The sequence below is a fragment of the Mesorhizobium sp. M0854 genome, from assembly GCF_040319815.1.
Lineage (GTDB): Bacteria > Pseudomonadota > Alphaproteobacteria > Rhizobiales > Rhizobiaceae > Mesorhizobium.
In genome coordinates this window covers 20,742-34,269 of record NZ_JAMYOL010000033.1, presented here as the reverse complement: position 1 = coordinate 34,269, position 13,528 = coordinate 20,742, and the positions used below count along the sequence as shown (strand labels likewise).

The 13,528-nt window shown below is 60.2% G+C and carries 12 protein-coding genes and 1 pseudogene; 6 read left to right on the top strand and 7 right to left on the bottom strand.

Annotation, left to right across the window (positions count from 1 at the left end; all coding sequences use genetic code 11):
- Positions 1-3 precede the first annotated feature (3 nt).
- Both NKH99_RS28565 and NKH99_RS28560 read left to right on the top strand, forming a co-directional pair.
- The gene (locus NKH99_RS28565; protein WP_353017053.1) at positions 4-2,079 is read left to right on the top strand and encodes a 3'-5' exonuclease; all 2,076 of its coding nucleotides are present in this window, start codon (positions 4-6) and stop codon (positions 2,077-2,079) included.
- 234 nt (positions 2,080-2,313) lie between these two features.
- Positions 2,314-2,943 carry a hypothetical protein gene (locus NKH99_RS28560; RefSeq protein ID WP_353017051.1) on the top strand — a complete coding sequence of 210 codons (630 nt, stop codon included), beginning with the start codon at positions 2,314-2,316 and terminating at the stop codon, positions 2,941-2,943.
- A gap of 131 nt (positions 2,944-3,074) precedes the next feature.
- Here NKH99_RS28560 and NKH99_RS28555 read toward each other — a convergent pair whose 3' ends face one another.
- Positions 3,075-4,205, bottom strand: coding sequence for an RHE_PE00001 family protein (locus tag NKH99_RS28555; protein ID WP_353017049.1), 1,131 nt, complete (start codon positions 4,203-4,205; stop codon positions 3,075-3,077).
- 401 nt (positions 4,206-4,606) lie between these two features.
- On the opposite strand from NKH99_RS28555, the gene NKH99_RS28550 reads away from it, so the two are divergent.
- Both NKH99_RS28550 and NKH99_RS28545 read left to right on the top strand, forming a co-directional pair.
- Complete coding sequence (locus tag NKH99_RS28550; RefSeq protein ID WP_353017047.1) at positions 4,607-5,530, top strand: hypothetical protein; 924 nt, start codon at positions 4,607-4,609, stop codon at positions 5,528-5,530.
- Between the two features lie 8 nt (positions 5,531-5,538).
- A complete protein-coding gene (locus NKH99_RS28545) occupies positions 5,539-6,708 on the top strand; it encodes a site-specific integrase (protein ID WP_353017044.1) in 1,170 nt (389 codons plus the stop codon).
- A 6-nt stretch (positions 6,709-6,714) separates the two neighbouring features.
- On the opposite strand, the pseudogene NKH99_RS28540 reads toward NKH99_RS28545, so the two are convergent.
- A pseudogene (locus tag NKH99_RS28540) lies at positions 6,715-6,843 on the bottom strand (IS256 family transposase); the annotation flags it as partial.
- A 227-nt stretch (positions 6,844-7,070) separates the two neighbouring features.
- On the opposite strand from NKH99_RS28540, the gene NKH99_RS28535 reads away from it, so the two are divergent.
- Entirely contained in the window at positions 7,071-7,490 is a 420-nt protein-coding gene (locus NKH99_RS28535) for a DUF3159 domain-containing protein (protein ID WP_353017041.1), read from the top strand.
- Positions 7,491-7,553: 63 nt separating this feature from the next.
- On the opposite strand, the gene NKH99_RS28530 is transcribed toward NKH99_RS28535, so the two are convergent.
- The 5 genes from NKH99_RS28530 to repA form a co-directional block, all read right to left on the bottom strand.
- Positions 7,554-8,072, bottom strand: a complete 519-nt coding sequence (locus NKH99_RS28530) for an RES family NAD+ phosphorylase (protein WP_352784120.1) — start codon at positions 8,070-8,072, stop codon at positions 7,554-7,556.
- Complete coding sequence (locus tag NKH99_RS28525; protein ID WP_352496412.1) at positions 8,069-8,458, bottom strand: antitoxin Xre/MbcA/ParS toxin-binding domain-containing protein; 390 nt, start codon at positions 8,456-8,458, stop codon at positions 8,069-8,071. The genes NKH99_RS28530 and NKH99_RS28525 overlap by 4 nt, the downstream gene beginning before the upstream one ends.
- 549 nt (positions 8,459-9,007) lie before the next feature.
- Positions 9,008-10,213 carry a plasmid replication protein RepC gene (repC, locus tag NKH99_RS28520; RefSeq protein WP_353017082.1) on the bottom strand — a complete coding sequence of 402 codons (1,206 nt, stop codon included), beginning with the start codon at positions 10,211-10,213 and terminating at the stop codon, positions 9,008-9,010.
- 156 nt (positions 10,214-10,369) lie between these two features.
- Entirely contained in the window at positions 10,370-11,374 is a 1,005-nt protein-coding gene (gene repB, locus NKH99_RS28515) for a plasmid partitioning protein RepB (RefSeq protein WP_353017037.1), read from the bottom strand.
- 67 nt (positions 11,375-11,441) lie between these two features.
- Positions 11,442-12,647 carry a plasmid partitioning protein RepA gene (gene repA / locus NKH99_RS28510; RefSeq protein ID WP_352496428.1) on the bottom strand — a complete coding sequence of 402 codons (1,206 nt, stop codon included), beginning with the start codon at positions 12,645-12,647 and terminating at the stop codon, positions 11,442-11,444.
- A gap of 375 nt (positions 12,648-13,022) precedes the next feature.
- Between repA and NKH99_RS28505 the strand changes: the two genes are divergently transcribed.
- Positions 13,023-13,418, top strand: coding sequence for a GNAT family N-acetyltransferase (locus NKH99_RS28505; protein WP_353017034.1), 396 nt, complete (start codon positions 13,023-13,025; stop codon positions 13,416-13,418).
- Positions 13,419-13,528: the final 110 nt, after the last annotated feature.

Sequence of the window (13,528 nt, the reverse complement as noted above, 5' to 3'; positions counted from 1 at the left end):
CTGATGCCCACGATCCTCGCCGACAGTTTCACCGCCTCCCTCGCCAGGCTCGCCAATGACGAGCAGAAGCAGGCGCAGTTGACGGCTTATACACTGATGACCGAGCCGGATCGGCCCAGTCTTCAATTCCACCGCATCGACAAATCCAGGGATCCGAATTTCTGGTCCGTGCGGGTCAACCGCGATCTGCGCATCATCGTACACAAGACCGGTGGGAGCCTGATGCTCGCCTATGTCGACCATCATGACGACGCCTACACATGGGCGGAACGCCGTCGCATCGAGACGCACCCGGCGACCGGCGCCATCCAGATCGTGGAGGTACGCGAACGCGTCGAAGAGATCCCCTCACCTGCCGCCCCAGCCCAGACGGAAATGACCTTCGAAGCTCCGGCTGCAGTTCCGCCGATTTTCGGGCGGCTAGGAGAGGAACAAATCCTGTCTGTCGGTGTGCCGGAGGACTGGATCGCCGATGTCCAAAAGGCCACGGAGGAATCGTTCTTCACGCTTGCCGGACATCTCCCTCAGGAAGCGGCCGAGGCACTGCTGGAGTATGCCGCAACGGGTATTCTTCCGCCACCAGCGCTGCCGGTTGCAAATCCCCTGGCCCATCCCGACACGATGCGCCGGCTCCGGGTCCTGGAGGGCGTCGAAGAGCTTCAGGCGGCTCTCGATGCACCCTTTGAGAAATGGGCAGTCTTTCTTCATCCGCTTCAAAGGCAGGTCGTCGAGCGCGACTATTCCGGCCCGGTGCGCGTGGCCGGTTCGGCGGGGACGGGCAAAACCGTCGTGGCGCTGCATCGTGTCATGCGAATTCTGCGAAGTGATACCGAAGCTCGCGTGTTGCTCACCAGCTTCTCTGATCCTCTCGCCGAGTCCCTGGAAAGGAAGCTCGCAATCCTTGCGGGCGGCCGACAAGACATCACAGACCGCGTCACGGTGGCGTCGTTCCGGCGCATCGCCGAAGAGCTGTACGCTCTGACCACAGGTCGAAAGGCCCATGTGGCCGACCGGGAGACTGTTAGGAAGCTCGTCGAGATGGCCGCTGCCGACACCGGCGTCACCGGCTTCTCGTCTCGCTTCCTGCTTTCGGAGTGGGAAAACGTGGTCGACGCCTGGCATATCGAGAGCGCGGACGCTTACGCGGACGTGCCACGCATGGGCCGCAAGAACCGGCTCGGCCAAAAGCAGCGCGAGACATTATGGCAGGTCTTTTCGCGCGTTCGCGAAGGACTGCGTCAGCGAGCGCAGTTTACGCCAGCAGCGCTGTTCCAGCACGTAACTGCCACCTATGCGGGGCGGAAAGAGAAGCCCTTTTCCCATATAGTGGTGGACGAGGCCCAAGATCTTGGGGTGGCGGAACTTCGTTTCCTCGCTGCTATCGCGCCGGCGGCGCCAGAAGCGCTCTTTTTCGCGGGAGACATTGGGCAACGCATCTTCCAGCAACCGTTTTCCTGGCTTGGATTAGGCATCGACGTCCGTGGCCGTTCATTCACGCTCAAGGTGAATTACCGCACTTCCCAGCAGATCCGGCAGATGGCCGATCGGCTTCTTCCTCGGATGATCCGCGATGTGGACGGGCTGGAAGATGATCGCCGCGATACCGTGTCAGTGTTCGACGGCATCGAGCCGGAAGTGGTAATCGCCGATGACGAGGTGGCCGAGAGAGAAGCGGCGGCCACTTTCATCCGTAGCTCCTTGGACAACGGTATCGCGCCGCGAGAAATCGCTATTTTCGTTCGCTCTGCCGAGCAGCTTCCGAGGGCACGCGCAATCGCCGAGTCTGCCGGATTGTCGTTCAGGACTGCCACGACGCGTCGGCAGGACGAAGAATCTGCTCTCGTCGGCATCATGCACCTCGCGAAGGGGCTCGAATTCCGTGCCGTTGCCGTCGTCGCCTGCGATGAAGGCGTGCTGCCGCTCGCAGCCCGGGTGGCGGATGTCGCCGACGAATTCGAATTGGACGAGGTAATAGCCACGGAGCGTCAGTTGCTCTATGTCGCCGCGACGCGAGCGCGGGACCGTCTGTTCGTATCTGGCGCACAGCCGGGATCAGAATTTCTCGAAGGCTTCTCGTAGAAGTCGCTCAATTAGCAGCGCTGGGTGGAATCAGCATTTTTTGATTTCCGCTGAGAGCTGACCCGGGGATTGGACTGAACCCCTCGGGCTGGAGCACCGGGACACTGATACGCTCGATAGGCCTTGAACGGGGAAGGCTCATGAAGTCACGAGGTCCATCTTGGTCGACGTTTAATACATCGTTGCAGAACCCATCGTCTGCCGATAGGAAGCGACGAAGCACGGGGCGGTCGCATGGCTTTCACTACAGGATATTTCCTCATCGTAACGAAGTCGGCGGACTTCGACTCGAAGAAGCCGCTTAGGCTCGTACCTTTCAAGGAATACTGGTGCATCGAGGATAAGAACTGGGGCGTCGGCGATATCTTCGTTTGCGAGCGTGAAGATGCGGCCCGGCGGCTCTTTGATTTCAAGAAAATCTGCAGCCGCAAGTATGGCCACGAGACCTCCATGCGGTTCGCCCGGACGCTCACGCGAGCCGGAGCGGCCAAGAAGGGTTTTGCTGGTGAAGGCGAGATCATTGAGTATTTCCGCCCCACACGGGAGGAGGCGGAGCAGTATGCGAAGGAGGACAGGGAAATGGAATTTACCCTGGCCCGTGAGGACCTCGCCAGGTATCGCGAAATGATCGACACGGCGCACAGGCGCTTTCCGAAAATAGATCAGTCCGCCATTCCGGCTCCGTGGCCGGACGATCCCACGCGGGAGGTAATCCACGTCGACCACTACGTCTGCGGGCTGGCCAGGTGCGGAGCCATTTCAGAGGCCGAGATGGTAGAGTTCCGGAAGTCGCTGAAAACCGGATACTCGGATCATCGATTCACCGCACTGGCTGACGAGATCGTCATGGTGCCGAACGACTAGGCTGCCCCCGCTGAGGGTGCCGGCGTCGCACAGCCTGTCGGCAACACATAATGAATGATAATCTTGCATTATCAGTAGCTTAGTCTCTTGTCATTGCCCACGACAAGGGCGGCAACCTCTCGATCCTCGCTTCAGATTACTCCCCAGGCGCGAAACCTTCCTCTGCCCGTCATCTCGCGCAGGCCAAGCTCGCCGATCAGATTGAGCGCCCCCTGTTTTGTCACCTTTAGCCGCTCCTGGATCATGCCCGTCGAGACGAGCGGCCGCGAGAGTACCAGCTCGACCAGGTCGGGCAATTTTGAGCTGGCGCGCCGTTGTTTGAGCCGGCGCTCCATCTGGCTTTTCGCCATCACCAGCCGGTCGTGCTCCTTCAGCCCCACGAGTGCGGCCTCATGGATCGCATCGAGGGAGGCCAGCAGCCGATCGCCGCGATTGCGCGCCCGCCTCCGCTCACGCGGAATGCTTTTGGCGCCGAGATGCAGGCTGGCGAGATGGCTGGCGGCAAGACCCTCCTGGCGCAGCAGTGCAGCCACGAGCAGTGGCCCGAGCCACGTGGCATGCTGCAGCACCTCGATGTCCGACCAGGCTTCGAGCAGGACCGCAGCGCGCAGGACGACTGGTTGCTCCCGCGTTTCCGCGAGCACAGCCAACCATTCGGCCAGCCGTTCTTCCTCATTCCAGTCGAGATCGTAGATCAGGCCGTTTTGCGGCTCCGGCCGGTCGTCCGGCCGCGCCGCTTTCACCCGCACGTCGGCGCCGCTCAGAATCTTCGACGAGCGCGCCAGGACGGCATCGATCTCGGCAAATTCTTCGGCCAGCCGGTTAGCCTCGGCGTCATCGCGATCGTCGGCTTCCACAGAGGCAGTTCCAGCCCCCTCCCCGTCCCGGCTTTTTTGGCCCGCCGCCGGCATGGCGCCGCCGCGACCGGTCAGCGCCAAAAGCCCGTCGCGGCTGAGCGCCCAGTCCGGCTTTTGCGCAAAAATCCGCCGGCGGGTTCGCAGCACCGCGTGCGCCCGGGTGAGTTCGTGGGTCGGGGTGCGGATGTCCATGTGGGCATCGTGCAGCACGAGGTCCTCGAGGTGGACGAGTTCGCCCGCGAGCCAGAGCGCGGAAGCCGCGTCGGCAAAATGCTGGCGCTCGACAAAGCCGTCGCGGACCGGCGATCGGGCGACCCGCTCGTCGAGGCGGACCAAAACCTCGGTGGCGCGGGCAACCGGCCCGATCAGGGTTTCCAGGGGCGGTTTGTCGAGCGTGTAAGCCATTGTTTTCATGATGGCTGATTCGCGTTGGTCAAGCTAGTAAGGGTCTCACTGGACTTACGTCGTGTTTCTTCAGGGAGAAAGATCACTATCGATAATGACCTCTTATCGATAGTGATGGTTTTTGACCCGCAAATCAGCCAGAATCGTCCTCCAGATGACCGCCGGCGTCGTACGGTCGGCGTTCTGGGCGGCCATTTCTGGCCAATAGACCAATAGAGAAGCACCCGGCATGCCCGAGCAAAAAACCGTCCGCCTGCCCGATCCCGCTTCCGTCGAAACCGTGCTCGCAGCTCTGCAGCCGCAGTCGGCCGACGCCGAACTCGCCCCGGCCCTGAACAAGGCTTTTGCGGGCTTCGCCTTTACCGTCGCGAGGATCAAAGACCCCTACTGGTGCAACCCACATGCTGTCGTCGCTGCCGACGGCATGCGCCGCGGCGACCATCGCGCCTGGTGTCGAGCGCGCTCTGGCCGATGTCGGCGGCGACCTCACCGCCTTCTGGAACCGGCATCGCGAGAGCGGCGAAAAATTCACCGAATGGCGGGGAGTGAGCGCATTTGCCTTCGCGCCCACCGGCCCCGGCACCGCCGACTTCGTCCAAATTTCGCTCGGCCGCGAGAGGGAACATCTGGCCGGCCCGGTGGTCGATCGCGACTATCGCCCCACCAGCGCCGACCAGCTGTTCGAACCGACCTGGGTTTCTCGCGAGTCCGCGGTTGAGGCGCGTCAGCTCGCCGGACCGGTCTACCGGCTGCGCGGCCGCACCGGCGGCGGCATCGTCCACATGAGGAGTTTTTTGGCGCGCCGCCGCATTGAGCGCGAGCAACGCGAAGCAAGTCGGCCCGAACTCGAAAACCGCGTCATCCACGAGGTCGGCTCCGTGGGTGTGAGGGACATTCCGTTCCTGGACGCCAACCCGGACTGGTTCGATTTTTTTCCGCGTGAAAACCGCTTTTTTGCCGACTGGGCGCGATCCAGCTCCGCGGCTGCACGCATCTTTGACCACTGGGCCTTCGACATCCACGATTTTGAGGGACGCGGCCAAAAACGCGAGATCGGGTTTATTCCGCGGCCGCTGAAACATCCGGCCGAAAAGTTACTCGCTGGAGAGGGGGTGTCCGTGCACCGGCTGATGGAGCGGATCGAGGCGATCGACGAAGAAGTCGGCCTGCCCTTCGCCTGGCTTTTTCTGATGACCCACGGCCACTGGGTCGATCCGGATGTCGGCTACATCATCGCCGACGGCCTGCGCGCCGGGCGTGTGCGCCTGCCGGACAAGGACGCGGCCGTGCTGCTTGCCTGGGCCGACCGGCCCTATCTTTTCTGAGGGGCGTCATGGACCTTCGCCTGCCAAAACTCGCATCCGACCAGAAACTGCGTCGCGCCGAGGCGCTCGACGCGCTGGAGTCGGTGCTGCCCTTCGACCGCCGCGACTTTTTGGCCGACATCCTCACCGACGACGACGTCGAGACGCTGCGCCACCTGGCAAAGGAGGGGATGGGGGAGAATTCGCTGCGGGCGCTGGCCTCCGACCTCGGCTACCTCGAAGCCTGGTCGCTTGCCGCGACCGGTTTTTCGCTCCCCTGGCCGGCGCCGGAGGCGCTTTTGATCAAATTCGTCGCTCATCACCTGTGGGATCCGGCCAAACGGGAGACCGATCCAGCCCACGGCATGCCCGCCGAAGTCGCGATAACGCTGAAAGCTGAAGGGCTTCTGCGCAGCGACGGTCCGCACGCGCCCGCCACCGTGCGCCGGCGGCTGTCGAGCTGGTCGACCTTGACCAAATGGCGCGGTTTGCGCGGAAAATTCAACGCCCCTGGACTGCAAAGCGCGCTAAAACTGGCGGTGCGCGCCAGCGCCCGCCCGCGCGGCCGCAAGAGCAGGAAGGCGGTGACCGCCGATATTTTGGCCGCCCTTCTGAAAGCCTGTGCCGGCGACCGTCTCGTCGACCTGCGCGACCGCGCGCTTCTCATCACCGCCTTCGCATCCGGCGGCCGCCGCCGCAGCGAAATTTCGTCCCTGCGTGTCGAGCAGCTGGTTGAGGAAGAGCCTGTGCCGGCCGATCCGAAGGACCCGGACGGACCAAAGCTGCCCTGCCTAAAAATCCGGCTTGGCCGCACCAAGACGACACAGGCCGACACCGACGCTTTCGTACTGCTCGTCGGCCGCCCGGTGCTGGCCCTGAAGGACTGGCTCGAGCGCGCCGGCATCAGCGAGGGCGCCGTGTTTCGCGGCATCGACCGCTGGGGAAATTTGGAGAAGCGGGCCCTCACCCCGCAGGCCGTCAACCTGATCCTGAAACGCCGCGTCGCCGAGGCTGGGCTCGACCCGGCGGCGTTTTCCGCCCATGGCCTGCGCTCCGGCTATCTCACCGAAACCGCCCGCCGCGGCATTCCGCTGCCCGAAGCCATGCAGCAGTCGCAGCACCGCTCGGTCCAGCAAGCCTCGAACTATTACAATGACGCCGAGCGGACGCTCGGGCGGGCGGCAAGACTCATCGTTTAGAGAGAAACTGCCGGTTGCGGCGCCGACCTCCATCGCTATCCGCCGCTCGGCGGCAAAGCCCATCATCTCGCGCAAAAGATCAGCGTCAGGGGTCTTCACCACGAGTGTGCGCCGGTTCATCATGTCGTCGGTCATCGGTGGGTCGTTCGAATCAGGTTGGTGTGAGCAACGCGACCTTGCCGGCGAACATCGATGCCCCCGCTACGCCGCTCGCTACAGCGCCGTTGGAGGGCGCGCGCGCGAGCGACTTCGTCACCGCCGGGTACACCATGCGGCGGGGCACGATCGAGAACAACTCAACTCGTGGTACCGACCTGTGATGTGTGGGCTCCACGCCAATTTATATGGGACGCCGAACGTCAATGCCCGTCAGCTTCAAAGACATACTGTTAGCTTTCGAATTCGTCAATTTTGGGGGCACGGGAGAACACCAGGCCTTTCTGTGCAAGCAGTCAGGCGCGTTCTACTGGCATTCCGAATTCACCGGTGATTTGGACGAATTGCCGGATGATATCGACGACAGCGACAAATACGCCCAAATACCTGACAAGAAAGAACTCGACCTGGGCAAGCCGCTCGTACTGGACTTCGCCCGCCAATTTCTGCCTGACAACGTCGGTGACGTTCAAGAAATCTTCAGCAAAAGAGGCGCGTACGCAAGATTCAAGGATCTGTTGCAGCGAAGGGGTGCACTCGATCGGTGGTACGCTTTCGAAGCGAATGCGGAAGAAAGAGCGTTGCGGATGTGGTGCGATCACAATTCGATCGAGGTCGGTGACTGATATCGCCCCGAAAGCGTCGCGCGCCACCAGCAGCCGAAAACGTCCCTGCCCTTCGCGGATGCTTCATCGCCAGGACAGCTGGTCCTTTGGCAGCCGGCCGCTCGGGTCGAATACAGTTACCTTGTGCGGAAGATGCGGACCCCAGTCCCAAAGCACCAGGTTGCGATCCTCGGTCTCGGCACCGGGAGCAAAACTCGGAACCAGAATGCCGGCAATGCCTTGAGGCCGCAGTCGGTCATAGATCGACCATGACGCTGGGCGATTTCCATCGCTGAGAGCCGTCGCCCAGGCGCAGGCCATGTCCTCGAACGTGACGGAGAATTCTCCCCTCGTCTGCTCTGTCGTCAGGTCCGCAATGTCGTCGCAATCGACTTCGTAGGAGCATAGCACGCAAGGGTCGATCCGATGCGCGAAACCCTGGTTGGCTTCCTTGACCGCTGTCATGACGGTCAGCGCCAGATAGAGCGCCGGCACACCCTTGGGATTGAAGCGCGCACCTCTGCTCGCCGCTCCATCACCGGAAGTCGGCTTGAATGCCCAACGTGGATCGTGCGCCCTGTAGCAGGTTCCAGCAAACCTCAAGCAAAGCCGCCAACGGCCATGTGGTCGAGATAATCACGGACCGCAGCGGCCTTGCCCTCCTTCACAAGCGCTTCGGCGGTGCGTCCGCCGAATGCCGGAAGCGGCTGGGCTCGATACCAGGCCATCGCCTGTTCCTTGCCGCCCGCCCAATCCGCCACCCGACTGATGATCTCGAGCATTTCACGCAGGCGTCCCTGTGTCTTTACCGTCCGGCTGCGCTCAGACCGGTAGAGGGTCTCGCGAGCAAGACCGGCGGTCTGGGCCAACTGGCCCTTGGACATGCCAAAACCATCCGCGACCTGCTCGATTGCGATCTTCCCGCTCCGGTCCATATAGGACAAGACGAGAGGTTCGTTCTGCACGGGAATCTTGAGTGCCTGGCTCATAGGATCACTCCACCATATAAACAGCCACGTTTCTTGTGCAAAAAATATGGCATTTTTCGATAGTTTTCAAGTCCAGAAATCGAACCCGCTTGAGCGCCTGCAAGCGGATACCAAGGGGGAGCTGCTCAATGGTCCGCTTCGTCAGTTGAGAACCTGCTCCATCGAGCCCTAAGGCTTGGTCTCGTCGCAGAACCAGTCATCTCGTGACCTAGATCCGAGAGACTTCATCGCCGCCGCAGGGACCGCCGTCAGTTTATAGTCCGCGGCTGACGCTCAACATCTCCGAGCCGCTTGTACGCCACCCAGGCATCCGCAGGGACGGCGCTGCCGGCCCGCGCCAGCCAAGCCGCGCGATCGGCCTCGGTAAGTGAGTTCCACCACACCATCCCGGCGGTTTCATCGGGCGTGGGTTCCCGGTCGTGCTCGTTTCTCATGTCCTCGATCCTCGCATAGGGCTTTCTTGCCGCCAAGCGCTGCAGCCACGATCCACGCCCTATCGCGCGGATCAAACCCTGAGCCCTCGCTCGGCAAATCCCGGTACCCACACACTTATCCGGTCATCCGCGCCGTTGCCCCGTTGGCCTTCAGCGCCGCCATCAGCATCGGTCCGACCGAAAACTGCCCCGCCCGCGCTTTTTTGGTCAGCACCCGCAGATAGCCGCCTGCGGAGTTGATGTGCTGTGCCCTTTGCACAATGCAGGCAATCACCATTGCGGCGACCTCCTGGCCCATCACATGGCAGGCTTCCTCATATGCTGACGGCGAAACGCCAAGGTAGCCCCGCACCTGGGCCGCGGTGATCATCAAATCGCGCCAGTTGCCGATCCCGTCGACGGCGTAATCCGAAAATTCCGGGCAGGCCTTCAGCACAAGCCCTAGCGGATAGGTTTTCGGGGGCTCTGCGGTCCTCGTCCTTGGCTCGGCCGTCGACCCGCTTTTCTCTAAAGCCGGTTCAAATTCAAAAATAGAGTCGGTATTTGAATCAGATTGCTGCCGCTCGTTTTGGTAGTCATTGCCGCTCGGATTCGTGGATTTCATGTGAAATTCCAGCAGCTTATCCACTTCGTCATGCAATGCGGCCAGATCGCCCACGATCGGCTCGAGCTCGACAACGGAAGCTCGGCGCGGAATTGCCTCCACAACGGCGCGGAAACGCTTCCACAGGCCTCCCCAGTCGCCTGGCACATCTTCCTCAACCGCCGCCTCGACCAACTTCTGGATATCCCGGCGGTGCAAAGTGATCCGCTCACGCATAAGCCTGAGCGCCCTGTTGTGGGCGCGAACACGCTCAGCCGCCGCCTCGAACTCGTGAGCACGGGCCAGCAGCGGCGCCAGTGAGAAGCCAAATGCTTCCTCGATCTCCCCTCCCCGGCCCTTGCGCGCATAACGCTTGCCGTTCGGGCTGTCGCGACGGACGATCAGCCCGCAGTCCACAAGGGCTGCCAGGTGCCGTCTGACTGTGGGTTCGGGCATCCCATGAGCTCTAAGGGACAGCTGTGCGTTCGAGGGAAACACGATGAGGCCGTTTTCCTCACTCAGCTCGCTGTCAGGATAGAATGATAGCAGCGCATTCAGGACGGCCAGGGCGCGATCGCCAATGCCGACGATGCTTTTGCCCTCGCAGAGGTCGCGGTAGACCTGCCATTTCTCAACGACCCTGTCCTTGGGGATTTCACGTGAATCGTTTTGCGCTGCCAATATGGCAAGCGACATCGGCCGCCGCCCAAAGGGCGTCGTTGCAATACCAGTTTCCATTTCTTCCTTCGCCTTCAATTAGGCAAAAGAAATTTGCTCGCCGAATCGACGCCTAGACTCTTGACAGTGATTCGCGAAAATGTGATTCTCAGCTTGCTTAAGGATGAGAAGGGCTTCCGCGACGGTGACGTTCGGGGGCCTTTTTCTTTTGCGGGTTTAGTCTCCTGTTGCCTCTTCTTTCGACGTTCTGAATGCCTCGTAAAGGCTGTCCAGGTTCTCCGAAATGTATTCGCCGAACTCGGCCGCGTCTTTCGCTTTCAGCGCCAGACTGAAGGCCTTTCCATTGTTTCTAATCGTCGCGGCGACCGATTTGTCAGCCGGTGCCCAGGTTCTGTCGTTTCGCGGAGCTAGCCCTTTCCTGATTGCCTTATTGGATTTCGCTCCATTCAGAAAATCAAAGAGCAGGTTGAAACGCTCGTCAGAATCCGCAGCCGCGAAATCTTCACTGGCCACATAGCTCTTGGCAATTGGCGTCTTCTTGGGGTTCTCGACGAGTTTCCGAAGATCCAACCACCGGTCGCGTCCAATCCCTTTGGCCGGCCCAATCGCATCAATGACGACCGCGGGGATAGCTTTCGGAATCGTCAGCATCTTAGAGAGGGTCTGGTAGTCGACCGACAGAGCAGATTGGATGGTTTCGCGGCTGAAACCAAGCCCGTCCAGTTGCTGGGCGAACAGAACACGCTCGATAAACGTAAGATTGGCGCGGGCGGAGTTTTCCTGCCCCTGTGCGACAACGTGGTCGATGTCTGCCAGCGTCTTCACCACGGCGCGGACAGGCCTCCCGAGTTGTTTGGCAACTCTCACGCGTCGGTGTCCGAAAACGGCCATGTAGCGGCCTTCGGTGCTGGGATGGGGTCTTACAAGGATTGGGGTATCCTGTCCCCTCTCCCTCACTGCCTCCAGCAGTTCGTGGTATGCGTCGTCCTGATCAACGCTCATGCGGTCGGGCACAAATGACCTGTCGACAAGGTCGGGATCAAGTTCAATAACCGTTTCGCCTTCGGCGAGTTTGGAGGCCTGCCTGGCCAATTCATCGATCGACGATGAGATGGACCTCGCCGCTCCGAATTTGCGAAACCCGGAAGCTGGCTCGCCATCTTCTGCCGTTTCGGGCGCGGATTCCCGCATCAAATTGTCGAAAACGTTCTTTCTTGCCATTTCAGCGTCCCGAAATTTGGGTCATTCATCTGATTTCATTGTAATAAAACCTGACTTAGACGGCCGTCTATTTCGTACGTCCCCAAGCCCCGTGGATCAGTTCTCTGATTTCCGCGTTAACCGCTTCCATCGACTCCATGGCACGGTCGTACGTTGCCCTAATCATCCCGGATTTCTCGACCTCATAAAGCGTCTGCTTCGTTAGCCCAGCATCCGAAATCGCGGTCGATTTCAACATCGGCGTCTTGAGCATTTGTGACGCGAGCATTGACTGCATGAATCCGACCATCTGGGCTTGCGGGACGTCGGTCGGTTCGTATCGAGTGATCAAATATCTGAACCAATCTAAATCTACGTCGCCGCCCGCCTGGCGAATTGTCTTCAGGATGTCGCCGAGCATCAGAAGGAACTGCGACATGGACATCAGGTCGAGCATCTGCGGATGTACAGTGATCAGCACCGAACTCGCCGCCGACAAAGCGGTCAGCGTCAAATAGCCCAGCTGGGGCGGACAATCGATTACGACCACGTCGTATCGGTCATCGACCTCCCGCAATACTTTTTCGATGCGATTCCAAAACGTCTTCCCGACGACGGAATTCTTGTCCTGCATCGCCAGTGGAGTGTCATACTCATATTCCTGCAATTCTAGCGATGCAGGGACAAGTTCCAGGCCTGGAAAGTTTGTCGGCAAGATCACGTCGGTGATGGGCTTCCGCTCGTCGTCGTAACGGATCGCTTCGTAGATCGATGGATTCTTGTCGAGTTCGGGTTGGATGCCGTACAGGGCCGACAGCGAAGCCTGTGGGTCGAGGTCGATGGCCAATACACGGTGCCCCGTTAGCGCCAGATGTTGCGCAAGGTGTGCGGCCGTCGTTGTCTTTCCGCTGCCCCCCTTGAAATTAACAACGGCAACGACCTGCAGTTTCTCGTCCCTGCGGCGGTGAGGAACGTATTTCTTCACATCGGCTCGGCCGTGACGGTCGAGCCATTGACGCAGCTCCATGATCTGCTCTGCCGAATATGTCCGGCGACCTCCGGCATGTATAGTTGGCTCGACACCCTTGCCTTCAAGGTGCAGCTTCTTGAGATTGCTAGTCGAGACCCCGAGAAAATGCGCCGCTTCCCCGAGTGAAAATTGCCGCAAGGTCTTCCTGGCGTTCGGTGGGAAGGTCTCGAAACGAAGCTGGTTCAGCTTCCTGGAAATCTCGCGGCCTTGTGCCAGAATGGTGTCGTCGAAGAGGGGTTTCGACACGGGCGCTAAAACGTTCATGCTTTCCGGAACCTCAAGTGACGGCATTTCGCCGAAATTCTTTCGAATGCCGTCATTATGTCCGATTCGTTTGTCCCGACAAGAAATTTTAAGTTAACAAAAGGTTAACGCTAACTGGCGGCAGAAGGTCATACGGAATTGTTTATTTGAATTTGAAACTCGGCGCGGTCAACGCGTCTGTCCCGGGCAGGTAGCGAAATGCGATCCAACGATTTTCGATGAGGCATTTCTTCGAATCGCACCGCCTACCTGCTCGCCGCTTCACCCCGCTCGATCCCTGATGTCTTCGAGGCGATGTACGCCAAGCCCGAAGTCGCCCGTTTTCAAAGCTGGGAGACCTGCACCGAACTGGGAGACCTGCACCGAAGATGACGGATGCGCATTCCTGGAATCGACGCGCTGCGCAATCCAGGCAATCCGGGATGGTTCCAGTTTGCTCTTGAGCGCAATGAAGATCGAAGGATTGTCGGCGATAGCGGCCTCAAGACATTCGAGGCGGATACTCGGCTGGCGCAGATCGGGTCCACCAGAGGGCAGCAATATTGGAATCACAGTTACGCTACCGAAGCGGCCCGCAGTTTGATCGAATGCGCCTTCTACAATTTCCTCCATTCACCGCAACATTGCGTCCCGTCGACTGGCGCTGTCCCCGTTCTCGAAGAATCCGGCTTGGTGAAAGAGGATCATCTCCGGCTATCTGAGTGGTTCAAAGGCGGGTGGACAGACGACGCAATCTATGCGCTCTCGTCCGCTGGAGCAGGCTTGCGGTAGCGCTCTGAATATTCGAACTGAGACGCTTCGGTCTTGTTGGGCTCCTTTCGACCTCGCGTACAACAAGGTACTGTCAGCTTTCCGATTGTTTTAATTAATTTTTTTGCCAT